The organism is Thalassospira sp. TSL5-1 (genome assembly GCF_001907695.1).
In the GTDB taxonomy this organism is placed as follows: domain Bacteria; phylum Pseudomonadota; class Alphaproteobacteria; order Rhodospirillales; family Thalassospiraceae; genus Thalassospira.
The window spans coordinates 645855-668775 of the sequence record NZ_KV880637.1; the positions used below are offsets into that span (position 1 = coordinate 645855).

Consider the following 22921-nt stretch of genomic DNA (forward strand, 5'->3'; position numbering starts at 1 on the left):
CAGGGGGCCAGGAAAAGGGGGATTTGCGGATAGGACAGGGCAGCTTTCAAAAGCGAAAGCGGCCCTGAAAGACAAATCGTTTTAGAGTTGGCCCGCGCGAAGAAGGGTTGCATCTTCGGCGATATGCGACATGTGCGGATCGACAAAATCGTTCAGGATGACAACCGGATATTTACTGTCGAACGAGGCCAGATTCTGCTCGGCCCAGGGATAGGTTGTGCAGTCAAAATAGGCCTTGGTCATCAGAAGCGGCGAGGTGGCATCGCTGGTGCAGGTGGCAAGTTTGGGCCAGAGCGCGCTAACTGCGCTGGCCGTGCCCTGCAATTGCAGCACGGTATAAGCAGCACCGCTTTCCGGCTTGTGCTGCATGTGTTTGAGCTGGTTGAGGATGGGATCGGGTGTCAGGGTTGCATAGGCACCGTCGCTATAGGAATCGTATTTGGACGCATCATTGAACCCGACGCCGTTATTAAGGAATAACAGGCGTTTATTGGCCTTGATCAGGTCATTATAGCTGGTGGATGTATCGGACGGACCGCCATAGGTGATGCCTGATCCGGCCAGGGCGCTGTTGATGGCCTGTTTGAGTGTATCGGCAGTCGGCTTCATGGCGTTGTCATAGAAACCGGCAAAGCCCAGGCTGACCACAACGATTTCACCGGGATGGGCCTTGAGCCAGGCGACCGTTTCATGGAGGAAATCGTTAAAGGCCATGCCGGGGATCATGTTGTGCTGATGGTAAAGGCCATCGCCGGAGGCAACGGAAATCCCCTCGATTTTGGCATTGTAACCGGGCCGGAAATCAAAATACCGCGTGCCGAGATTGAGCATGTTGGTGATGGTGTCTTTTTGCGTGATCGAAAGGTTGATGATCACCCGTTCAATCAGCGAGCTTGCCGCGACACTGAGCACGGCAATGACCGCCCCGACAGCCACGCCCAGCATCAGGGCCAGAGACCCGAACAGGGCGGAGGCGATGACGCTGAATTTTTTGATGTTGCTGACCAGTTCGGAAATGTTCTGGCTGGTATTCATGCCGGCATCATGGGCCCCAGGCAGAACAAAGGTACTGAAGGGTTTGGTGCCCGCATTTGTATTATTTGCTACCATCTTTGCCATCCAGTCGGGCCGGTTGGTATCACCGATGCAGGCGTAATTCTGGTGGTGGCTGGTATAGCTGACATCGTCGTAACCCGACCCGGCATCATAAAAGCCATAGCTGACAACGGCATTGCCGCTGATCTGGGCCTGCTGGTTTCCCAGCATGTTGTTCATGTTGGAATTGGAAATATTGCCGGTAAAGCCGTTGACCTCGCAACTGCGATTTACCCCTGCCGCAGACATCGCGTAATCCCCGCTGACGTGAAAGGGCAGGTCGGTATTGACTTCGATGTGACGGGTGAAAATTGTACCGGGCGTTGTGTCGTTAATTGTCGTGGTATGTGAGGAACCGGGCTGTTTTATGCCAAAAGAAACCGGAAGCGCTGTTTCAGGTGTAAAACCATAAAGATCCATTCCCTTGCTGGGCATTATTCATACTCCGTGCTGATTGAAATCGGGTTATCTGCACGGGTATGGTTCGTTTATATTGGGCAGCATTGAAGGAGTTTATTTTAGATTAATTTTTCACATTTCCTGTTTTATTTCATGTCATTATGTTTCCTGATTTAATTTTGTGACAGGTCTTGGTGTTTATTTTTGTATCGCATATTCGAGGCATTTTTTTCTGTTATTTAACCCGCGTGTAACGGGAATCGGGGCGGCACATACGGGGTAAAACAAAAGCGGTTTTCGCATTGAAAACCGCTTTTGGCAGGCGTGCCTGTTTTAGGCCTTGCCGGTTGATGGCTGTTCACGGCGCAGGGCGGTATCATCAATGGGCATATGTACCAGGGCGGCGAAAATGCCAAGGGCGATGGAGAGGATCCAGATGGCGTCAAAGCTGCCGGTCATGTCATAGAACAGGCCGCCCAGCCAGGCCCCGAAAAACGCCCCGATTTGATGGCTGAGCATGACCAGACCAAACAGGGTTGCCATATAGCGCGGGCCAAAAACCTGGGCGACGATGCCACTGGTAAGCGGCACGGTCGACAGCCAAAGCGCGCCCATCAGCGCGGAAAACAGCCAGATGGTTTCGGCGGTTTTGGGCGAAATCAGGAAAACGAAAATCACCAGCGCCCGGGTGCCGTAAATCAGCGACAGCCCCCATTTTTTGCGCCAGCGTCCGCCAAACCAGCCTGCCGTGACGGTGCCGACAATGTTAAACAGGCCAATAATGGCAAGGCCATTGGAGGCGACAGAGGGCGGCAACCCGCAAAGCTGGGTGAAGGTTGGTAGATGGGTGGCAATGACGGCAATGTGAAAACCACAGACAAAGAACCCGGCATTGAGCAGCAGGAAGCCGCGATGCTTGCGGGCCTCGTGAAAGGCGTCGATCAGGCTGGTTGGGCCAAGGTCGGTTGCGGCGGTGGCGCTGCCGGGGCTGTGGTCGGCGCGGCCGGTCAGGGCGAAGGCGGCGGGCATGATGACAAGGCTGATGAGCGCGATCATGGTCAGCGCGCCAACATAGCCCAGCCCGGAATTAAGCGCCTGGGTGGTGGGGGCCATAATGAACTGGCCGATGGAGCCGCCCGCACTGGCAAGGCCAAGAATAAAACTACGGCGATGGGGCGGGAAAACCCGGCTGATGGCGGCCAGAACCACGGCAAAGCTGGAGGCCCCGACACCAATGCCGATCATGAGGCCTGCGGTGGCATAAAGCGCGGTCGGCGAGCTTGATTGCCCCATCAGATACAGGCCCGCAGCATAAAACAGTGATGCGCCGATCAGCGTGCGGGTGGTGCCAAAACGGTCCGCCAGTGCGCCGGCAATGGGGGCAGAGATGCCCCATAACAGGTTTTGGATGGCAAAGGCGAGGCCGAAGACCGATGCACTCCAGCCTGTAGCGGTCAGCATGTCGGGGATGAAAAGCCCCAGAGATGGGCGAATGCCAAGATTGGCAGCCAGAACCAGCCCGCCACTAAACAGGACCAGCCAGGGGAACCATTTGGCGGTTTTGAGGGAAGGGGACATGGGCAGCCTCGCAAACGGAAATGAACAGGATTTGGCTGATACTATGCCGGGCGATTTTTAATGCGTCCAATTCATTGGGTTTATGTATTTAATAAAATTTGTGCATCATTCGGGCCAGCAGCCTCGCAGATGATGTTGATCAGGCTGTCGAGCACCCGGTTAATATCCGGGCTGACGGTTCGGCGCAGCATGACAACCCGCATGGGCCAGCAGGCCCCGGGGATGGACAGGATTGCCAGACTGGATGCACAGCGGCTGAGCCGGGCGTATCGTTCGGCGGTGATGCCGTATCCGACACCGGCAGCAACCATTTCAATTTGCAAATCAAGTGCCGAGACTTCAAGCACGGATGAGAAAGACAGTCCGTGCCGGTGCGCCAGCAGATTGCCAAGTGCCCTAAAGGTGCATCCTTCAGGCAGCAGCACCATCGGACGCCCGGCCAGATCGTTGATACTGACAGGCGGTGTGGGGTCATTGGCAGGGCCGATGGGCATGATCCGGTCGTCAAGCAGGGTATCAATCTGGATGGATTTGGGGAAATCGCTGTTGGCAATGCCGCCGATTCCGGTTTGGGGTTCATCAAGGGCAAGTAGCGCATCGAGTTCGCCCCGGCGTAACAGGGGCAGCATTTCGCCGGCCCAGCCGGTACGCAGGCTCAACTGGTTTTCGGGGAAGTCCTGATGCACGTGACGAATGGTTCTTGCCGTGACCAGCGGGGCCACACCATAGGAAACGCCGATTTTAAGGGGTTCTTGGGCAGACGTGCCGGTTTTGACCATTTCGGTGAAACCGGCCAGGCGGCGCAGCAGGTCGCGGGCTTCGGCCAGGGCGCGCTGCCCGGCCGGGGTGGGGCGCAGGGGTTTGACTGTGCGGTCAAACAGGTCACAGCCGGTGTGGTTTTCAAGACGCTGAATGCGGCGGGTCACGGCGGGCTGGGTGAGACCCAGGCGGTTGGCCGCACCGTGAAAGGATTTTTCTTCAGCAACGGCGATCAGGGTTTGCAATTCGCGGGTATCCATCACGTCCTCCGTTCCGCGTAAAACTGGCGGTGACGGTTTGATGATGCGGCAAAGTGATCGATTTTGGCAAGTTGATTAGTTTTTGTAATGAATGCGGCTTCTCAGGAGGCGGAAACCTGGGTGGTCTGTGCGGCCCTTTTGGCCTTATAGGCCGCTGAGGCCGCGCTATAGCCGCCCTCGCCCCCATCGAGAAAATGAAAATGGTCGTCCTGCACAACAGAGGGGACAATGCAGGTCATGATGGCGGTTTTTTGCTGATGCAGGCCAAAGCCGATATGACCGGCATCTTCACCCTCGGTCAGGATTTTTTGCAGGCTTTCAAGCTGGTCGGCGGAGCAATTGACTGTCATGAACAGGGCATCGCCAAATTTGCGGTAATCGGTATTCAGGGCTGTATAGCGGCGATAATGGGCCGGGTCGAACTTGCCGAGTTTCCAGCCGGTTTTATCGAGGATGAAGGCCAGGGCCGCGGTGAGAAAAACTTTGGTTTTGGCGGCCAGAAGCGATCCATTAACCGTCCGGTTGGCCCGTGCCTCCAGTGACAGGCCCGCAGGTGGAAAGCGAAAAAGGGGGCCTTTGGGGCTAACCGGATGGGCGCTGTTGGGGGTTTGCTCAAGCAGGGCGAGGATTTTGCCGACGACAGCATCAAAGTTCGCGCGATCCCCGGCAGGATGCACAATGAGAGAAATGATGGAGCCATCCTGTGATGCGGCAATTGGCGACCAGCGGCAGGACAGGCCGGTCAGGTCCGGCCGTGTGCCGGGCGGGGCGGGGGCAATGTGATGGTCATTGCGGGTTTTCATGTGCGTTTCGGCCCATTGCAGACCCTGGCCGTTAAACATGGCGTAACTGAGCGCATCGGAGACCGCGTAGCGTGCCACCCGCACATCGCGCCCGGCGGCGCGGATTTCGGCGATGTCAAACAGGGCAACCCGCAGTTCCAGACCCAGATCATCGGCAACCCAGCGCCGGGTGGCAGCCAACGCCTCGCGAATATCGTCGATATGGTCTGGGGCGCAGGCAAAACCCGCCCCGTCGCCGCCAAACATGAACGGATAGGCCGAATGCCCCAATATGTTGCTGATTGCGGCAATGACCGCGGCCCCGGCCATGTTGACATCCTTGTAGCGGCCTTTGGCAATGGCCTCGGTCGAGGCGACAATATCGGCAACGCCGACATACCAGTCATCGGGCAAGGGGTGATAGCTTGCCGGGTCCAGGATACGGGCAAAGTCGTGAAAGGTGGGAATGGCAAGATATGAATTGGGCACGGTTTGCTCGTCTCAGCGAAAACGGGTTGCAGTGTCGTCCTTGTGCCCGGGATTAGTAATGAGGGGGCGGAACGTCATCTTCGGGCGCTGTATTCATATAGGAATTCATGCGTTTCATGTCCTCGCTCAGCAGATGATTGCGCCGTTCGAGGATATCAATGCGGTCCCATTGCTGTTTGATCATCATCGACATGTCATTCATCGCAATATCAAGATGGGAGATGCGGGTTTCAAGTTCGATGATGCGGGCTTCGAGGTCTGACTGTGACATGGTTTGCGTCATCCTGATGGGCTGGGGTGGGTAGATAGGGTGAAATGAAAACCGGTTTGCAACATGGTGATCAGGGCAAAAGCAAACCCCCGGTTCGGACCGGGGGCGCAGAATGCAGGAAGGCAAATATATGATTTTCAGTCTTCTTCATAGACCTTGATCAGGGCGGAATGATCAAGATCGCCACCCCCCATATCGATCAGTTCGTCAAACAGTTCCATTGTCAGGCGGGTCATGGGCAGTTCCAGGCCCAGGTCGCTTTCGGAAAATTCCAGCGCCTGATAGAGGTCCTTGCGCTGGGTTCTGGCCTTGCCGCCCGGTTCAAAATTGCGTTCGATCATGCGCTTGCCATGCTGCTGCAAAATGGTGGAATCGGCAAAGCCGCCGGTCAGTGCCTCGCGCAGGCTGGCAATATCCACTCCGGCTTCTTCTGCCATGGAAAAGGATTCCGCGACGGCAGCAATGGTAATGCCGACAATCATTTGATTGGCCGCCTTGGCGATTTGCCCGGCCCCAGCCTGCCCGACATGGGTAACACGGTTGCCCATCACCCTGAAAATGCGTTCAACACGCTGGAAAATATCGGCTTCACCGCCCACCATGATCGACAGGGTACCATTTTGCGCCCCGGTGGTGCCGCCCGAAACCGGCGCATCCAGCCATTCGCCCCCGGCATCCTCGATGGCATCGGCAAAGCGGCGGGTGGCATCCACCCCGGTGGTGCCCATATCGATGACGATGGTGTCTTCTTCCAGACCATCGAGCACGCCGTCTTCGCCCATTAGGACGTTTTCCACCGCATCGGTATCGGCCACACAAATAATGACGATATCGGCATTGGCTGCCGCGTCCGCCGGTGTGGGGGCGGTTTCAATGCCGAGATCCTCGAACATATTGAGGGTTTCGGGGTTGCGGGTGGTCACGGTCAGCTTGGCACCCGCCTTTTCCAGATTTAGTGCCATCGGGCGCCCCATAAGCCCCAGTCCGATAAAGGCTATGTTCTCACCTGCCAGTGCAGTCATGACGGTTGGTTCCCTTTGTCGTGCAAGCGTTAGCAATGACGGTGTGCCGTATCAGATACGACACATGAAAATCGTGGCGGCCCGGCGCAAAGAAACCGGACCCGCAACCGGGCCCGGTAAAAGCGATGGGATTATGTCATGCCAGATTACGGTTTAATGTGGCAAATCAGCGTCGAAATCGGTGGTTTCCCGCGGCAATGAGATTGCCGTCACACATCGGCGGGGCGCAGATAACGGGCGGCCATTGCCCGTTCAATAGCAGCGCCAACCAGACGATCAATATCCAGACGGTGACGGATCAGTTCGAGAATGCGCAGTTCCTCCTGGCTGATTTCGCCATCGGAAAGCACAATTTCGCAGGCACAGACATAAGCTGTTTCGCGCAATTTTTTGGGAAGTGCATCGCGGATGAGAATAAGGGTGTTGTCCAGGCCGTCTTCTTCGCCCAGCCTTGCCGCGCAATCGCGCGTGACTTCGGTCAGACGTTCGCTGTCGAAACCGGCGAAAATCGGAAGATAACGCACACGTCGCCCCATTGCGGAAAGTTCGGCGTCGGTGATGTTGTTATCTGCCGCCGAGACCATAACCATCGTGTAGATTAAAGCGTCCTGATGGGAAATCACTGTTATTCTCCTCGATCGTCGGAGTTCGCGCCGGGGATGACAGGGCGTGCCAGTAGCACGATCTGATGCCGGATCAACTCGTAAAGGGTAGAGCGCAAGCCCGTCGCCCGCAACTGTTTAAGGGGATAGGATAGAGAAAATTTTGTAAATAATGGGTTTTTTCGGGTTTCTGAGCGATGCCCTACGCGCGACGATGGGCAAAAGAGAGGCAGATGCGGACAGATCGCCCGATCCGTGTTAAAACCGGCACGCGGCAACACGGGAAATACGGTGCCATATGGAAAGCCGGGAGTGGCGAAAAAGGCCTTTGCAGCGGGTTTGCGAAAAGTTATGGTCGCGCAGCAATAACAAAAACAGATGAAAATAGCCGGGTAAATGGGAGCTATCATTTCACTTGATGTCGCCACAAATGTTGCTGCCCTGATTGCCTGCGACAAAGTACCGGCAGCCGTTATTGCGCCAGACCGGCATGAAATGCAGGTAAATTCGGCGTGGATAGGGACTTTTGGCGCGCCCGGCACTAAAAGTGCCCTGTGGCAGCCCTTTGGTGATTGTCATTATATTTCCGTGATTATTGACAAGGCGTCAGGCTGTGAGGACCGGGCTGAACCGCAAGGTGATGTTTTTGTCTTGCCGGTGGCGGGCATGGATCACTGTTATTTTCTGGGTTGGTGGTTGCCTGCGGATGGGGGAAATCTCATCCGTGTGATGATGCTGGGGCAGCAGGACCGGCTGGTTTCATCGGGGTTGATGATTTCGCCGCTGCCGGTTTTGCTGTTAACCGCGCAAGGTGATTTTCATCACGGCAATGCCGCTGCAGAACTGATTGCACTGGAAGTGGGCCTGCCCAATGTGGCCGCCCTGGCAACGCCGAATGGGCAGCGCCCCCTGACCGGGCTGCCGGAAGAAGGCGACTATTTGCGATCCGTGCATTATGGCCAGCGCATTTTTCAATGGCGCCGCACGGAATTGCTGGATCATCGCGGTATTGCGCTGTTTGGGCGTGATTGCACCCGCGAAGAAAGCTATCGCCGGGCGCTGGAACATGCGGTGCAGGGCATTGTTGATCTGACACCGGACGGGCGGGTGACATCGGTAAGTGATGCGGTGGCCCCGTTATTTGGTTATGACAGCACAGCCGAGGTTAAACGGGCCTATCTTCTTAATCCTGAACGGTTTTATGCCAGTGATGATGACATGGCCGACCTGCGCCAGCAATTATCGCGCGGTAACGGTTTTACCGGTCGTGAAATTGAAATGCGCCGCCAGGATGGCAGCCAGATATGGATGCGGGTGAATGCCACCGTTATTTACGGTGAAGGCGGTATTTTACTGGGTTACAGCGTTACGCTGATTGATGTGACCAAAAGCCGCCAGGCCGAACATGATTTGCGCCGCCGGCAGGAACGGTATCGCGCGCTGGTGCAAACGGCGGGCAGCGTGATCATGTTTCTGGATACCGAAGGCCGTATTCTGGAATATAACCGTGAAAGCGAATGGACATTTGGCTATTCGTGGATGGAGGCGGCGGGGCGCAACTTTTTTGATTTGCTGGTGGTGGAGCGTGAAAGGCGGTCTGTTGCCTTGCGCATCAACCGTATGATTGCCGGGGAAATCATTAAGGATGAAGTGATTTCGATTTGCCGCAAGGATGGTGAAATCCGGTTGCTGCAATGGAATGCGCGCGCCCATTTTGCCGAAAACGGCACGGTTGCCGGGGTGATTTGCATTGGCCAGGATGTGACCGAGAAGAATGCGGTCGAACGGGCCTTGCGCCTGGCAGAGGAAAAATATCGCGGCATTTTTGAAAATTCGGCCGAGGGGCTTTATCAGGCAAAGCCGTTAGGGCAGCTTTTATCGGCCAATCCGGCCTTTGTTTCGATTTTGGGGTATCTTAACGAGCAGGACCTTATTGCGGACGAAAAAATGGTTCGCGATGGTTTTTACCTGCAGGCGGGAATGCGGTTTCGATTTACCGGCCGGTTGCTGCGTGATGGTTATGTGCAGGGGTTTGAAGCTGAATTGCGCCGGGCGGATGGCAAGATTATCTGGATTGAGGAAAATGCCCGCCTGGTGCGAGACGAGCGTGGTCTGCCGGTTTTGATCGAGGGGTCGATTACCGATATTACCGATCGTAAACGCTCGGAAGCGCGCATCCAGTTTTTGGCCCATCATGACGGGTTAACCGGGCTTCCCAACCGGACCCTGTTTCAGGAACGTATGGTCGATGCGGTGGAACGGTGCAAACGGGAAAATTGTACCTTTGCCCTGATGTTGTTTGATTTGGATAATTTCAAGGACATTAACGACACGCTGGGCCACCCGATTGGCGATTTGTTGTTGCAGGGCGTTGGCGAACGAATGCGCGTGGGTTTGCGCAGCGATGATGTTGTTGCCCGTTTGGGCGGGGATGAATTTGCCGTTCTGATTTATAACCCGGCGTCGCCTGCGGCAATTGCGGCTGTTGCGCAGCAATTGATCGAACGGATTAGCGAACGCTTCATGCTGGAAGGCAATGAAGTGATGGTGTCGACATCGGTGGGGATTTGCCTGTATCCCAAGGATGGCAAAGACGAAAAAGACCTGCTGCGGAATGTGGATCTGGCGCTTTATTGTTCCAAGGCAGAAGGGCGAAACCGTTATCAGTTTTTTGAAACCCGCATGCAGCTTGAAGTGCAGGAACGCAAGGCCCTGGAACGTGACCTGTCAGGGGCGATTGCCAAAGGCGAATTCGAGGTGTTTTACCAGCCGATTGTCGATGTGAGGGATCATCGCATTGTGGGGATGGAGGCGCTGGTACGCTGGTTCCACCCAACCCGTGGGCTGGTGAGCCCGGTTGAGTTTATTTCCGTTGCCGAACGGATGGGGATCATTGCCGAGGTTGGCAAATGGGTTTTGAATACCGCCTGTTTGCAAACCCGCAAATGGCGTGATGCGGGATTGGGCACGTTGCTGATTTCGGTCAATCTTTCGCCCATAGAACTGGCCCGGCACGAAGATTTACTGGAAAGTGTGGGAAATGTTCTGGCAGAAACCGGGCTTGATCCGCGCCAGTTGCAGCTTGAGGTGACGGAAGGGGCGATGATGGATAACCCGCGTGAGGCGGCCATCACGCTGGGCATGTTGCGCAATCAGGGCATTCGCATTGCCATTGATGATTTTGGCACCGGTTATTCGTCGCTGGCCTATCTGAAGCGTTTTCCCGTTGATAAGCTGAAAATTGATCGGTCCTTTGTGATTGACCTGAACGAGGAAGACGGTAATTCGGCCATTGTGCGGGCGGTGGTGTTTATGGCGCGGTCTTTTGGCATGTCGATCAATGCCGAGGGGATTGAAACCCAAAAGCAGCTTGAGCGAATCAGTGACGAGGGGGTGGACGAGTTGCAGGGATTTTATTTCAGCAAGCCCCTTCCCGCCGCAGAGATGGAAGCCCTGTTACAGGCCCAGAAAACGCGAGAGAAGAAGGCTGGCCTGGTACATTAGGTACATTAGAGTTAGGCGGATTGCGCGTTAGAGGGGATGGGACGACGGATTTTTGGCCCCATTACGGTTTAACCAGGCACGGAGTTCCTTTTCAGCGGAAGAAAGCCCTTCGCGATTGATGATTTTACGCGCGATGGCATTGGAAACTGCCCGGGTCCGTTTGTTAAGCACAATGCCCAGCTCGTTTTGGTCAAGCGCGCCAACATCCAGTTTGTCATAAAGCGATAACAGGCGGTTTTGCACGGTGCGCAGCGATAATTTGCGCCGTGTGGCGATGGCCTTGTCGGGCAGGCCCAGCGCAATATCAAGCAGGATGGTGTATTCAAATTCGGTCAGGGCACTGCGTGATCGCATTTGCCGGTTCTGGATTTGATGGACTTCGCGATCCACAACGATTTGGGCTTCGATCAAGACGGCCCGCAGGGCCAGGCGCAGTCTTTCCTCGGTTGCGGTTTTAAGGACATAGCCATAGGTGGCCTCGCCCGGCACAATATTGGCAATGCCACGCAAATAGGCCTCGTCGGAATAGTTTGACCAGAACAGAATGCGCGTTTCCGGGCAGCGTGCCCAAATGGTGCGCGCAGCCTCGATGCCGTTTTGCTCTTTCATGCGCAAATCCATGACGATGGTCGTAATTTTGTGCGCGCGTGCGAGTTCTTCGCCTTCTTTGCCATCCCGGGCTAGCAGGATTTCGTTACATTCGGGCAGGGCATTTTCGACAATTTCGCGCAGGAAATCGGCGTGCATTTTATCGTCTTCAACCAGCAGTATTTTCATCGCCTGACTTTCTGGTGTTCTGGTCTGCATTGGGCAGTTTGAGGGTGATTTGCGTCCCGTTTTCGGTGCGGATGTGATAGTCCGCGCCGATTAACCGGGCCCGGGTTTTGATATGTGCCAGCCCGCCGCCGGGTTTGCGACGGGCGGTATTGAAAGTGCCGTTATCGGCGATGGTGATTGTAAGGTTATGCTGATCATCGGTGTTAACGCCAACGCCAATATGGTGCGCCCCTGAATGCAGCACGGCATTGTTAATTGCCTCCTGGCAAATGCGGAAAATGGCAATGCGGATGGTTTCGGGCAGGGCATCGACGGCACCATTTGTGAGGTCATCAACACTGAATCGTACGGGGCTTTCCGGGCTGATGGCGCGTTCAAGATGGGTGACAATCGCGTGGTGAAACCCGAATAGTTCAAGGATGGAGGGGATGGAGGTATCAATAATCCCGCGTAAATCCTGGATCATATTCTGGATTTGTTGTTGTAAGTTATGATGCTGGGCATCGGTCAGGCCGGGGCGAATATCGCGTGCAATGCGGGTCAGATCGGCCAGGGTCTGGTCGTGTAAATCCATGCCAATACGCTGGCGTTCGGCCTCGAGCGCGTCGGTCAGGCTAAGCGCGCCGAGGCGCAAACCTTCCTCGCGGGCGAGGATTTCGGCGCGAAAAATGGCTTCCTTTTGCGCCTTTTCATTGGCGCGCAGGGCATAGAAATAGGGGGCCAGAATATCGGCGAGAATGCGGACCTGTTCGACATGGCTTTCGTCATAGAAATTTTCTTTTTTCGACGAACAGTTGAGCGAGCCGATAACTTCGCCCAGAACTTTCATCGCCACATTAACCCGGCTGCGAAATTCGTGATGAAGGATGGGGGCACTGACGGCATCGGGAAAGATATAGCGCGGGTCTTTCAAGGCATTGCCGGTCAGAAGATGGTCGGTTTTGCCATAGAGAATATCGCGGACCGGCGAGAGCCTTACGGCAGAACGCGAGGTACTCCAGCTTGTTTGCAGACCGATTTCATATGAGGTGTTCCAGGTTTTATCCTCGTCGATCAGGCACACATCGAGGTGATCAAACTCGATGATTTTCTCGATTTCCGATTTGACCGAGTGCAAGGCAGAACTGATATCGAGATTGCCGGCCAGCAAATTGGAAATGCGCAGATAGTGGGCAAGCTCCGACATGAATTTTTCCTCCTGCGCGGATCATAGGCGGGCCGGAAAAAATTGTCTTGCGGGTTTCCGCAAGAGGGTTGCGGGTTCCCGCAAAGGGGGTGCGGTGTGCGCTCTTTACGATTTTATCGTGATCCCGCTTAATCGCCATCCTGAAAATAAAAACAAGATACTGCCGTGCCCGAACAGGCGCGGACAAGGTGATATAACCAGTATTGACCAAGACGTGCGCCGTCACGTCAGGGAGGAAAAATGAAATTCAAGACGATGCTTCTGGGCATGATTGCCGGAACGACAATTTTGGCATCCAGCCATGCAATGGCGGATACAGCCGATAAACGCATTGCTTTTTCAAACAATTATGCCGGTAATTCCTGGCGCCAGGCCATGCTGCAAAGCTGGGACAAGGTCACGGGTGAAGCGGTAAAAACCGGCGTTGTTGCCGCAGCCGATGCCTTTACCACATCGGAAAACCAGGCAACGGAACAGGCCGCGCAAATTCAGAACATGATTTTGCAGGGCTATGACGCGATTGTGGTCGATGCCGCATCGCCAACCGCGATTAACGGGGCCGTGCGCGAAGCCTGTGATGCCGGGATTACCGTTGTCTCCTTTGACGGGATTGTGACCGAGCCCTGCGCCTGGCGCATTGCGGTTGATTTCCGCCAGATGGGCCGTGAACAGGTTAAATATCTGGAAAAACGCTATCCCGATGGCGGCAACCTTCTGGAAATTCGCGGTCTTGCCGGGGTTTTCGTCGATGACGAAATCAGTGCGGGTATTCATGAAGCGGCCAAAGACAGCAAGTTCAAGATTGTGGGTTCTGTCCACGGGGATTGGGCCCAGGATGTGGCGCAAAAGGCCGTTGCCGGTATTTTGCCCAGCCTGCCCGACATTACCGCCGTTGTGACCCAGGGCGGGGACGGTTACGGGGCCGCGCGGGCCTTTGCGGCCACCGATCGTCCGATGCCGACCATCATTATGGGCAACCGCCAGGATGAATTAAAATGGTGGTCTGACGAGCATGCCAAAAATGGCTATGAAACCACTTCGCTCTCGATTGCCCCGGGGGTCAGCACCCTGGCATTCTGGGTGGCACAGCAGGTTCTGGATGGCAAGGAAGTTGCCAAGGATCTGACCGTGCCGTTCTTGCGGGTGGATCAGGATAACCTTGCCGACATGCTGGCAACGACACCGGAAGGGTCGGTCGCCAATGTCGAATATTCCCTTGAAGATGCACAGAACCTGATCAAGTCAGCGAAGTAAGGTGACAGGATTATGGCGGTAAACCGCAAGGAGATGGGCGGGATCGGCACCGGGGAGGTGCCGATCATTTCCCTGGCCGGGGTTGGTGTGTCTTTTGGGCCGGTCCGGGCGTTAAGTGATGTGGCTCTGGACATTATACCCGGCGAATGTGTGGGGGTTGTCGGCCATAATGGTGCGGGCAAATCCACCCTGGTGAATGTGATTAATGGCCGTTTGTCGCCGACAACGGGCGAGGCCCGCTATGACGGGGCCGAAAGCAAGGCCGATTTTCGCAATGGGCTGCGGGCGCGGCAGGCAGGCATTCGCAGTGTGTTTCAGGAATTATCACTGTGCCCGAATTTGACCGTGCTGGAAAATATGCGCATTCCCTACCGCAATATGCCGTGGCGCAATTGGCGGGGCAATGCGGCAACGGCTGTTCGGGCCGCACTGGACGCGGTTTTTCCCGGTCACGGTATTGATCCTTATTGTGTGGTGGGTGACCTGTCGATTGCCGAACGGCAGATGGTGGAAATTGCCATTGCCTTTTCCCGGCGCGACATTGATGCCCGGCTGGTGATTTTGGACGAGCCGACATCCTCACTGGATGGTTCGATTGCCGACCAGTTGCTGGCCTATATTAAAAAGTTCTGTGCTGCTGGCGGGGCGGTCATTTTTATTTCCCACATGCTGGGCGAGATTTTTGATGTCGCCACCCGCATGGTGGTGATGAAAGACGGGCGCATTATTGCCAATGATGATGCGAAAAACTTTACCCGCGACAGCCTGGTGGATGCGATGGGCCATGTTGTGCCTGATGGGGCCGAGAGTGGCGAAGGGCGCAAACAGCGCGAATTGGGCGATGAAGTTTTGCGCATGAAAAATGGCCTGACGGCACGCAAGGGCGAAATTGTCGGTTTGGCGGGCCTTGCCGGGCACGGCCAGGCCGAGGCGCTGGCACAGTGTTATCTGGAACGCTCATCGGACTGGCGGGCAAACCGCGCCCCGGCGGTGGTGTTTGTCGCCGGGGACCGCGCACGCGATGGCGTGATGCCGCTATGGTCGATCCTGCGGAATTTGAGTTTGCAGACCCTGGTGGAATTTAGCCGGTCGTTTTTGGTGGATCGCAAGGCCGAGAAAAAGCTGGCGCAGGACTGGCACCGGAAAATCAAAATCAAGACCGATGACCTTGATCGTTCGATTTTGTCGCTGTCGGGCGGCAACCAGCAAAAGGTGCTGTTTTCCCGTGCGCTGGCATCTTCGGCCCCGATTGTGGTGATGGATGACCCGATGCGCGGTGTGGATGTGGGCACGAAAAAGGAAGTTTACCGGATGGTTCGCGATGAAGCCGAAAAGGGCCGCACCTTCCTGTGGTATTCGACGGAAACCGACGAAATTCTGGAATGTGACCGGGTATTCGTGTTTCGCGATAGTGAAATTGCTGCCGAACTGACCGGGGATGCCATTACCGAGGAAAACATGCTGCGTGCTTCGTTCGAGATGGAGGAGGCTGCATCATGAACCGTGATCATTTGCGCATTTTGCTGCCGGTTTTGTCGCTGGGCCTGTTGCTGGCAGCCGTGTTTTACCTGCAACCCCGCGCCATGAGCTATTTCGGGTTAAACCTGCTGTTTAATCTGGCGGTGCCTGTTGCCTTGGCAACCGTTGCCCAGATGATGATTTTGATGGTCAATGACATTGATTTGTCGATTGGCACGTTCGTTAGTTTTTGTGCCTGCGTGACGGCCACCTTTGTGCAAAGCGACCCGTTTGTGGGCTATGCCATGCTGCTGGGTGCGATTGCCGTTTATGCCGCAATGGGGGCGATTATCCATGCCCGGGGGCTGCCTGCGATTGTGGTGACGCTGGGCATGTCGTTTTTTTGGTCGGGCATGGCGATTTTGATTTTGCCCTCGCCCGGCGGGTCGGCCCCGGCATGGCTGAATGCGATGATGAAGGCCAAGCCACCCCTGGTGCCGGTGGCGATTATTGCGCCCATCGTGATCGGGCTGATCATGCACTATTTCATCAAACGGTCTTCGCTGGGTGTGTTGTTGCGCGGTGTGGGCGGCAACAGCCAGGCCATTGACCGGTCGGGATGGTCCGTTTTGGGCCTGAAGGCCACGGCCTATGGCATTGCCGGGCTGTTCGGGGTTTTATCGGGCATGGCGCTGGTGGGGTTAACTACTTCGGCGGATGCCAATATTGCCCTGCGCTATACCCTGCTGTCGATTGCCGGGGTGATTTTGGGCGGTGGTGAATTTACCGGCGGGCGGGTGTCGCCCATCGGGGCGGTGATTGGGGCGATGACCCTGACGCTGGCGGCCAGTTTCCTGTCCTTTTTGCATTTGTCATCGGACTGGCAGATTGGCGCACAGGGGGCGATTTTGATTTTGGTTCTGGCGGTGCGCCTTGTCTTTACCCGTCGGGAGGCCCTGGCATGAGTGTTGAAAATAACGTGCAAAATGCCGCGCCGCGCGGTGCGACGGCCCTGTTGGGCCTGGTATCGCGCAAGGCATGGATTTGGGCCTATCTGGCCGCCGGGGCGACATTTATTGCCGCGATGATGGCCGGATCGGGCGGCGGGGCCGAGGCCGGATCGCTGTTATATGCCGCATTTACCTTTGCCGCCTTTACCGTGATTGTCGGGATCGGCCAGATGTTTGTTGTAACATTGGGGCCGGGCAATGTGGACCTTTCCATTCCCGCGACCATGACATTGGCAGGGACGGTGGCCCTGAAATTTATGGCAAGCGACGGCGCGCTGGTGGTGCCGGGGCTGTTGATTGCCATTGGTGTGGGCCTGGGTTGCGGGCTGTTTAATTTTGGCCTGATTTTGCTGATGCGCATTCCGCCGATCATTGCCACCCTGGCCTCGTCCTTTTTGTTTCAGTCGGTAGCGATTTGGTCCAACCGGGGCTTGCGCATCAAACCGCCCGAAGGCCTGGCCGATTTTGCCACGGGCGGGACGCTGGGTATTCCCAATGTGGCGCTTGTCGCACTGGGTGTATCGGTCCTGGCGTGGATTGTGCTGGAACGTGCGATTATCGGCCGCTGGATTTTGGCAAGCGGGCAGAACAAACGGGCCGCCCGCCTGGGGGGTGTGCCGGTCACGGCGGTGCATTTTGGCGTGTATGTTGGCTGTGCGGTGCTGGCCGGGTTTACCGGCTTTTTGCTGGCGAGTTTTTCGGGCGGTGCAAACCTGAATATGGGCACCGAATATATGCTGATGTCGATTGCGGTGGTTGTGATTGGCGGGTCTTCGATTGCCGGGGGGAATTCAAATGTGCCCGGGATATGGGCGGCGGCCCTGTTCATGTTCTTGCTGGTATCGATGTTGAATTCCTATGGCCTTGGCGCCGGTGTGCGCCTGATTTTGACCGGACTGATCATTGTGTCGGTGGTGGTGCTGGCCAGTAAAAAAGGAGGCAGGGTATGAACGGCCCCTATGAAATTTATGACAATCGGTTTCGTGATCTGGTGTTGTTGAATGTCAGCCTGCGCAAACTTTCGGGCGGGCATTTATGGACCGAAGGCCCGGTGTGGTTCCCGGCCCATCAGTGCCTGTTATTTTCCGATATTCCCAACCAGAAAATATATCGCTGGATGTGTGATGGCACGGTCAATGTGTTTCGGGAAAATTCCAATTTTGCCAATGGCAATACCCGTGATGCACAGGGCCGGCTGGTCAGTTGCCAGCATGGCACACGCTCTGTTACCCGGACGGAGCATGATGGCACGATTACCGTGCTGGCCGACGAATTTGAGGGCAAGCGCCTGAATTCACCCAATGATGTGGTGGTGAAGTCTGATGGCTCCGTGTGGTTTACCGACCCGACATATGGCATTTTATCGGATTATGAAGGGTATAAATCCGACCCGGAACAAAGCCGTCATAATGTGTTTCGCATCGACCCGGTTACGGGGGAACTTGCCAGTGTGGCGCATGATTTCTCCCAGCCTAACGGGCTGGCCTTTTCGCGCGATGAAAAGCGGCTTTATGTCGCGGAATCTGGTCGCAGCCATGATGACAGCGTGCCGTCGGTTATTCGCGTTTATGATGTTGTTTCGGGCAACAAACTGGAAAATGGCCGGGATTTTGCGTCTATTAATCCGGGCCTGCCGGATGGCTTCCGGGTGGATTGCCATGACAATGTCTGGACATCGGCGGCGGATGGCGTGCATTGCTTCGATGCCAGCGGGGTGTTGCTGGGCAAAATTTTGGTACCCGAAACCGTATCGAACCTGACATTTGGCGGGCCGCGCGGCAATGAATTGCTGATTACGGCAACAACCAGCGTTTATGCCATTCATGTCAACACGGCGGCATCATAGGGCCAGGGGGCGTAAGCGGGATTATTGATCCTGACCCTGATTTGACGACAAGGCTGGCATTATTTGTCTTACAGCGGGGGCGCGGCCTGTTATCAGGCCGCGCGATTGTCCCAGAATTCGCCCGCGTGATGGAGCAATTCCTGGCGGTTGATGCGCATTTCGATCCCCCGGGGTGTTTCATCGGGGGTCAGGCACCCCTGTCGGCGCAGGCTGGCGATGGTGCGGCTGGCGGTTTCGGTTGTGACCGAAACGATGCTACCCAGTTTTTCGCGGGGCGGCACAATGCAATGATCGCGCCTTGAGGCCCATAACAGGAACCGGCAAATGCGGCGAATGGCCGTGCCAGTCCCGATATTGATTTTCCAGTAATGGCTGGCAATGACTTCGCGGCACAGCAAATGCGAAATGCCGTGGGCCACAGCCAGATTGATGGCCTGTTCCTGACGCAGGCGATGCAGCGGAATGCGCATGAAGCAGCTGTTTGTGACTGTTTCGGTTGTCAGGGGCGGATTGCCCTGGGCTGTTTCGTTTTCAACGGGTTCAACGGCTTCGAGGCCGATAATGTCGCCAGCGCGATAGACACGGCAGATTTCGCGTTCGCCATTGCTGTTGTAAAATCCCTGAATAACCAGCCCGTCTGTGAGCAGCCAGACATGGTTAAGGGCACCGTGTGCTGTTTCCAGAACATGGCCGGCAGGGACGAGGTGGTTTTTTTCCTCGGCATGGGGAAGGATCTGGCGCAGGGCTTCATCTGTGTTCATGACCGGACCTTTTTGTTTGCGGGAAAGACGCACGGCACAATAATTGGCCGTGCGCCCAAACAGGCGGTGATCAGGCGTTGCGAAGCTGCAAACGCGGGCGGACAACAAAAAGAAGATCAAGCACAAGAATGATGATCATGGACAGGCCGACCAGCGGAAAGATGATGCCGCCAATCGCCAGAATGGCCGTGACGCCATAAACCTTGTGCATGTCGCGGGGCAAAGGGGGCACCCCCATTTGACCGCTGGGGCGGCGTTTCCACCACATGACACCAGCGGAGACAGCCATAAAAATCAGCGCGACACACACTGAGAGCATCACGAACTGGTTTGCCAGGCCATATTGCTGCCCCATATGGACATTGACCGCCCATTCAAGTCCCCGGCCCAGCGGGCCATAATCGGCATAGGACATGTCGATCAGCGGTTTGCCGGAATATTGGTCCAGGTGAATGACGCGTTGCAGTGACAGGTCGTTGGGATAGATCGAGGCGCTGTAAACCCCGCGATCGCCGACAGGCAAGCTGACGGCATAGCCCGGTGTCATGCCCAGGTCATTCAGAATGCGTGTGGCTTCATCAATGCCAATGGCGTGCGGTGCGGTATCCACCGATTGGGGCAGCGGAGCGTTTTCGGTGGTCCAGCCGGTATTGCCGAAAGCATCGATCATGGGGATGGTGGAAAGCGGCACATTCACCCGCACCCCGGACGGATAGCCCGTTGGCGTACCATTGGCGAACTGGTTGGCATATTTGCCCCAGAACACCGACCAGGGCATGCCTGTTGTTGCCAGAAAAAGAATGAAAAAACCGGCAAAAAGCCCAATCACGGCGTGGCTGTCGCGCCACCAGCGGCGATTGCCCGGTTTGCCGCGAATGGCCAGGCGGGATGATCCATCCTTTGGTTTTGGCCACCACAGGTAAATGCCGGTCAGAACCAGAAGAATGGTCCAGCCACCGACAATTTCGATCAGGGCGTTGGGAAAGGTGCCAAATTCGACCAGGCTGTGAATATGGCGGATCGTCCACATGATGGTGCCCCGATCCATGAGTTCGCCTAAAACCTGACCATTATAGGGGTTAACATAAACCGCGTGGCGCACACCGCTGGCATCGGCAATGGTGACTTCGGTGCTGCCGGTTGGTGAGTTGGGCGTTGTCAGTTTGACGGCTTTGCCATTCTGATGGGCCAGGGCATCGGCAATTTGGGTGCTGTAGGGCAGGGGGGCGGCCGGCGAGGCGGGGACCTGTTTCAGATCAGAATAAACGTAATTATCAATTTCGTGGTGAAACAGAAAGGCCCCGCCGGTGAGCGCCATTAAAATGATAAAAGGCAGCACAAACAACCCGGCATAAAAATGCCAGCGCCAGACAGCGCGATAAAACCCGTTGGTGCCATTTGCCCCGTTTTTTCCGCCTGTGTTGCGGGGGGATATTAAAGAAGATGTTGGCATTGTTGTCCCCTATGCCATTGGTATTCCAACCATAAGTGATCCTGCAACGGGCGCTGACGGAACCTGGTCTGACCGGTATGGCATGTCGACTGGACAGCGCACCGTGCCATTGGGCAGCAGCGTTGCAGGAGAAAGCAGGCAGGGCGGCAGAACGGAGCGAGGGTTGCATAGGTGCGAGGATGCAGGGCATGCCTGAACGCATAGGAAAACAACGCTTGGCAGCGTGATTTCACATGTTTGTCAAGCATGGCCCGGACCTTTGACACGGCCGGATCAAGATACCGATATGCAACGATTGAACCAAAGGGCAGGAAGCAGACATCCGGGAACACTCAGCCAGATTGGCCTGTTGTGGGGCCGGTTGACATGCCGGAGGTGCACAACCCTGTTGGTTAATGCCCGTTTATGCCGCAGGGGACAGGGGCGGGGCGCGCGGAGAGCCCGACCGGGGATAAAAATCCGGTGCGTGGGCGGTAATGTGAAGGGCCGTAACCGCATTTGACAGCAGGATGCGGTGAATTGCGGGAATTTCCGGCGAGGTGCCTGGCGTAATGGCATGAAGCCCAATGCCGCATAGGGCGCATTGATAGGCTTCGTAACTGTCATATTGGCCTGATGTTGTTGGCGGTGCCTTGTCATCAAAGGCATTGCCAGGCAGGCGGATGGCCTGAATACCGTGGGAGGTGCAGATCAGGATGGGGATATAGTTATTTTGCCCCTGGGTCTGTGCGGCCAGCGGGGCGTGCATAAAACCAAACAGAACCGTATTGATCAACAGAACACAGGCCACCAGCGATGTGATGGTCTCCCGCAGAGTTCCAGCTGATGAAGCCCGGTTGGTGCGCACGGCAAATATCCAGATCCACGACACTATATGAGTGCAATATAATGTTTTTTGGAGAGTGTCAAACTTGCGAGACGTTATTTTGGAATGGCAATCCGTCTTTCTCCCGCCTTGCCCTGTTTCGGTGATGTGTTTCGGTATTTTTGGGGCAGCTTGGTAATTTGTGAATACAGTTTGCCATTAAAAAAGGTGTTCCCGAGAAAAATTTCGGGAAACACCCATTTTGCAGCAACGAGACGGGTAGGAACTAGTCTTTTTCCTGGTAGTCGATTTTGTTGTCTTTGTACTGGATGCCGGATTTTTTGATGGTGGCATCAATGCCGCTGCTTTTATTGACCAGCAGGCCGATATTGCGGCTGTTTTCAATCCAGCTGTCGCTGATATCAAGATAGCCGCCAACATAGACACTGGTTTTAAAACTGCCCCCATCCCCGCCATCGGCAACGCGGACATATTTCCAGACATTTTGGTCGCTTTTGCTTTCGATATAAATGCCGTCCCAGGATCCGGGGACCGAGCTGACACCGTGAATGACAATCGGTTTTTCGGCGGTGCCAATCGCCTTGAGCGAGCCATTGTGATTGATGCTCATGCGGGCTTCGGTCCCCATCCGGATTTCAACACCGGGCTGAAGTTCCAGATTGGCGGCAATGGTGGTCATGTGGTTCCAGATATAGGGAATGCCGGGATCAACCCAGCTTGCATCCTTGTTCAGTGCGCCAAGACCGACAAGGTCGATCCGGTTTTTGGCGTTGTCGGTAAAGGTGCTGTTTTCATCGATCATGCCGACAGTATCGGGGATCAGACGGGCGGGAACATCGGTATGGTCAATTTTATTGTTTTTAAAATCCTGAAGCGCGCCCAGCACTTCAATGCCATATCCCTTGGCGTGGCTGATATGGGTGTTTTCAAGGCGCAAGGATGCCCCTTCATGGACCATGACGGCCCGGGTGGCGGGGTTGGAATCCCCTATTGCGCGTTTCATGGGCGAGCCGCTGCCTTTCTGGTCGCCACCGGCATAGGTGATGGTGCTGTGAACAAGGCGGTTTTTGCTGCTGTTTGAGTCAAAATACAGCCCGTACCAGTAACCCGGCATTTCGTCATCGGCGGTAAAAGTGACCGGTTTGTCTGCCGTGCCCGACGCATCCAGGGAACCACCTGAATGAATGTTTAGTCCGGCATTTTCCTTGAATTTAAGCGTGGTGCCCGGTTCGATTGTAATGGGCGCATAAATATCGGTTTTATCGAGAACGGTATGGCAGCCCGACCATGTGGCGGGTTCCCGAATGTCGCGCCCGGAATTTTGCAGCAATTTCAGCCGCTCCATATCTGTCATGTCCGGGTCGGTCATGATTTTTTGCATATCAACCGGCGGAATCAGCGGCGGGCAGGGATCTTCTTCAGCACGGGCGGAAACCGTTGCCGCGAGGATAAAGGGGAGCGACAGGGCGCAGCGCGTCAGGTTCCGGCGCGATGCAGATTTCATGGTTGTTCCTCCATATTTTGGTTGCTCGTGGGGACAAGGGCCCAACCTTTGCGAGCAATATGGCGAAAATTTGACTGAAATCTAT

At 55.6% G+C, this 22921-nt stretch carries 19 protein-coding genes; 6 read left to right on the top strand and 13 right to left on the bottom strand.

Annotated features, from left to right (window positions below; genetic code table 11):
- Nucleotides 1-81: 81 nt before the first annotated feature.
- The 7 genes from LF95_RS03010 to LF95_RS03040 form a co-directional block, all read right to left on the bottom strand.
- The gene (locus LF95_RS03010) at nucleotides 82-1530 is read right to left on the bottom strand and encodes a PI-PLC domain-containing protein (protein WP_073953623.1); all 1449 of its coding nucleotides are present in this window, start codon (nucleotides 1528-1530) and stop codon (nucleotides 82-84) included.
- Nucleotides 1531-1827: 297 nt separating this feature from the next.
- Entirely contained in the window at nucleotides 1828-3072 is a 1245-nt protein-coding gene (locus tag LF95_RS03015; protein WP_073953624.1) for an MFS transporter, read from the bottom strand.
- Nucleotides 3073-3152: 80 nt separating this feature from the next.
- Nucleotides 3153-4091: a LysR family transcriptional regulator gene (locus LF95_RS03020; protein WP_073953625.1), complete on the bottom strand. Its 939-nt coding sequence runs from the start codon at nucleotides 4089-4091 to the stop codon at nucleotides 3153-3155.
- A gap of 101 nt (nucleotides 4092-4192) precedes the next feature.
- On the bottom strand, nucleotides 4193-5362 hold the full coding sequence (locus LF95_RS03025; RefSeq protein ID WP_073953626.1) for a DUF3095 domain-containing protein: 1170 nt from the start codon (nucleotides 5360-5362) through the stop codon (nucleotides 4193-4195).
- Between the two features lie 52 nt (nucleotides 5363-5414).
- On the bottom strand, nucleotides 5415-5633 hold the full coding sequence (locus LF95_RS03030) for a SlyX family protein (protein WP_073953627.1): 219 nt from the start codon (nucleotides 5631-5633) through the stop codon (nucleotides 5415-5417).
- Nucleotides 5634-5770: 137 nt separating this feature from the next.
- Nucleotides 5771-6691, bottom strand: coding sequence for an NAD(P)-dependent oxidoreductase (locus LF95_RS03035; protein WP_371440804.1), 921 nt, complete (start codon nucleotides 6689-6691; stop codon nucleotides 5771-5773).
- 173 nt (nucleotides 6692-6864) lie between these two features.
- On the bottom strand, nucleotides 6865-7278 hold the full coding sequence (locus tag LF95_RS03040; RefSeq protein WP_073953629.1) for a tellurite resistance TerB family protein: 414 nt from the start codon (nucleotides 7276-7278) through the stop codon (nucleotides 6865-6867).
- A 375-nt stretch (nucleotides 7279-7653) separates the two neighbouring features.
- Between LF95_RS03040 and LF95_RS03045 the strand changes: the two genes are divergently transcribed.
- The gene (locus LF95_RS03045; RefSeq protein WP_073953630.1) at nucleotides 7654-10761 is read left to right on the top strand and encodes a sensor domain-containing protein; all 3108 of its coding nucleotides are present in this window, start codon (nucleotides 7654-7656) and stop codon (nucleotides 10759-10761) included.
- Between the two features lie 27 nt (nucleotides 10762-10788).
- Here LF95_RS03045 and LF95_RS03050 read toward each other — a convergent pair whose 3' ends face one another.
- Together LF95_RS03050 and LF95_RS03055 are read right to left on the bottom strand one after the other, a co-directional pair.
- Nucleotides 10789-11538, bottom strand: coding sequence for a response regulator transcription factor (locus tag LF95_RS03050; protein WP_073953631.1), 750 nt, complete (start codon nucleotides 11536-11538; stop codon nucleotides 10789-10791).
- Nucleotides 11519-12724 (bottom strand): GAF domain-containing sensor histidine kinase, encoded by a 1206-nt coding sequence (locus tag LF95_RS03055; RefSeq protein ID WP_073953632.1) that lies wholly within the window; start codon nucleotides 12722-12724, stop codon nucleotides 11519-11521. Before LF95_RS03055 ends, LF95_RS03050 begins: the two co-directional genes overlap by 20 nt.
- Before the next feature lie 240 nt (nucleotides 12725-12964).
- Between LF95_RS03055 and LF95_RS03060 the strand changes: the two genes are divergently transcribed.
- From LF95_RS03060 to LF95_RS03080, 5 genes are read left to right on the top strand one after another with little or no spacing between them, the layout of a single operon-like run.
- On the top strand, nucleotides 12965-13978 hold the full coding sequence (locus LF95_RS03060) for an ABC transporter substrate-binding protein (protein WP_083607477.1): 1014 nt from the start codon (nucleotides 12965-12967) through the stop codon (nucleotides 13976-13978).
- 12 nt (nucleotides 13979-13990) lie between these two features.
- On the top strand, nucleotides 13991-15478 hold the full coding sequence (locus LF95_RS03065; RefSeq protein ID WP_215905642.1) for a sugar ABC transporter ATP-binding protein: 1488 nt from the start codon (nucleotides 13991-13993) through the stop codon (nucleotides 15476-15478).
- Complete coding sequence (locus tag LF95_RS03070) at nucleotides 15475-16401, top strand: ABC transporter permease (protein ID WP_073953633.1); 927 nt, start codon at nucleotides 15475-15477, stop codon at nucleotides 16399-16401. Before LF95_RS03065 ends, LF95_RS03070 begins: the two co-directional genes overlap by 4 nt.
- Nucleotides 16398-17396: an ABC transporter permease gene (locus LF95_RS03075; protein ID WP_143181920.1), complete on the top strand. Its 999-nt coding sequence runs from the start codon at nucleotides 16398-16400 to the stop codon at nucleotides 17394-17396. Before LF95_RS03070 ends, LF95_RS03075 begins: the two co-directional genes overlap by 4 nt.
- Nucleotides 17393-18292, top strand: coding sequence for an SMP-30/gluconolactonase/LRE family protein (locus LF95_RS03080; protein WP_073953634.1), 900 nt, complete (start codon nucleotides 17393-17395; stop codon nucleotides 18290-18292). Before LF95_RS03075 ends, LF95_RS03080 begins: the two co-directional genes overlap by 4 nt.
- Nucleotides 18293-18384: 92 nt before the next feature.
- Here LF95_RS03080 and LF95_RS03085 read toward each other — a convergent pair whose 3' ends face one another.
- The 4 genes from LF95_RS03085 to LF95_RS03100 all read right to left on the bottom strand — a co-directional run bounded on the left by LF95_RS03085 (nucleotide 18385) and on the right by LF95_RS03100 (nucleotide 22836).
- Complete coding sequence (locus LF95_RS03085) at nucleotides 18385-19053, bottom strand: Crp/Fnr family transcriptional regulator (RefSeq protein ID WP_073953635.1); 669 nt, start codon at nucleotides 19051-19053, stop codon at nucleotides 18385-18387.
- A 70-nt stretch (nucleotides 19054-19123) separates the two neighbouring features.
- Nucleotides 19124-20506: a PepSY-associated TM helix domain-containing protein gene (locus LF95_RS03090; protein WP_073953636.1), complete on the bottom strand. Its 1383-nt coding sequence runs from the start codon at nucleotides 20504-20506 to the stop codon at nucleotides 19124-19126.
- 403 nt (nucleotides 20507-20909) lie between these two features.
- On the bottom strand, nucleotides 20910-21353 hold the full coding sequence (locus LF95_RS03095; RefSeq protein WP_073953637.1) for a DUF2946 family protein: 444 nt from the start codon (nucleotides 21351-21353) through the stop codon (nucleotides 20910-20912).
- Nucleotides 21354-21597: 244 nt separating this feature from the next.
- On the bottom strand, nucleotides 21598-22836 hold the full coding sequence (locus LF95_RS03100) for a hypothetical protein (protein WP_073953638.1): 1239 nt from the start codon (nucleotides 22834-22836) through the stop codon (nucleotides 21598-21600).
- Nucleotides 22837-22921 lie beyond the last annotated feature (85 nt).

What these genes read in the sequence shown, in the direction of transcription:
- LF95_RS03070 (WP_073953633.1), top strand. Translation starts at nt 15,475, where the DNA reads ATGAACCGTGATCATTTGCGCATTTTGCTGCCGGTTTTGTCGCTGGGC.
- LF95_RS03020 (WP_073953625.1), bottom strand. Translation starts at nt 4,091, where the DNA reads ATGGATACCCGCGAATTGCAAACCCTGATCGCCGTTGCTGAAGAAAAA.
- LF95_RS03060 (WP_083607477.1), top strand. Translation starts at nt 12,965, where the DNA reads ATGAAATTCAAGACGATGCTTCTGGGCATGATTGCCGGAACGACAATT.
- LF95_RS03065 (WP_215905642.1), top strand. Translation starts at nt 13,991, where the DNA reads ATGGCGGTAAACCGCAAGGAGATGGGCGGGATCGGCACCGGGGAGGTG.
- LF95_RS03075 (WP_143181920.1), top strand. Translation starts at nt 16,398, where the DNA reads ATGAGTGTTGAAAATAACGTGCAAAATGCCGCGCCGCGCGGTGCGACG.
- LF95_RS03100 (WP_073953638.1), bottom strand. Translation starts at nt 22,836, where the DNA reads ATGAAATCTGCATCGCGCCGGAACCTGACGCGCTGCGCCCTGTCGCTC.
- LF95_RS03015 (WP_073953624.1), bottom strand. Translation starts at nt 3,072, where the DNA reads ATGTCCCCTTCCCTCAAAACCGCCAAATGGTTCCCCTGGCTGGTCCTG.
- LF95_RS03090 (WP_073953636.1), bottom strand. Translation starts at nt 20,506, where the DNA reads ATGCCAACATCTTCTTTAATATCCCCCCGCAACACAGGCGGAAAAAAC.
- LF95_RS03045 (WP_073953630.1), top strand. Translation starts at nt 7,654, where the DNA reads ATGGGAGCTATCATTTCACTTGATGTCGCCACAAATGTTGCTGCCCTG.
- LF95_RS03050 (WP_073953631.1), bottom strand. Translation starts at nt 11,538, where the DNA reads ATGAAAATACTGCTGGTTGAAGACGATAAAATGCACGCCGATTTCCTG.
- LF95_RS03085 (WP_073953635.1), bottom strand. Translation starts at nt 19,053, where the DNA reads ATGAACACAGATGAAGCCCTGCGCCAGATCCTTCCCCATGCCGAGGAA.
- LF95_RS03010 (WP_073953623.1), bottom strand. Translation starts at nt 1,530, where the DNA reads ATGCCCAGCAAGGGAATGGATCTTTATGGTTTTACACCTGAAACAGCG.
- LF95_RS03055 (WP_073953632.1), bottom strand. Translation starts at nt 12,724, where the DNA reads ATGTCGGAGCTTGCCCACTATCTGCGCATTTCCAATTTGCTGGCCGGC.
- LF95_RS03080 (WP_073953634.1), top strand. Translation starts at nt 17,393, where the DNA reads ATGAACGGCCCCTATGAAATTTATGACAATCGGTTTCGTGATCTGGTG.
- LF95_RS03030 (WP_073953627.1), bottom strand. Translation starts at nt 5,633, where the DNA reads ATGTCACAGTCAGACCTCGAAGCCCGCATCATCGAACTTGAAACCCGC.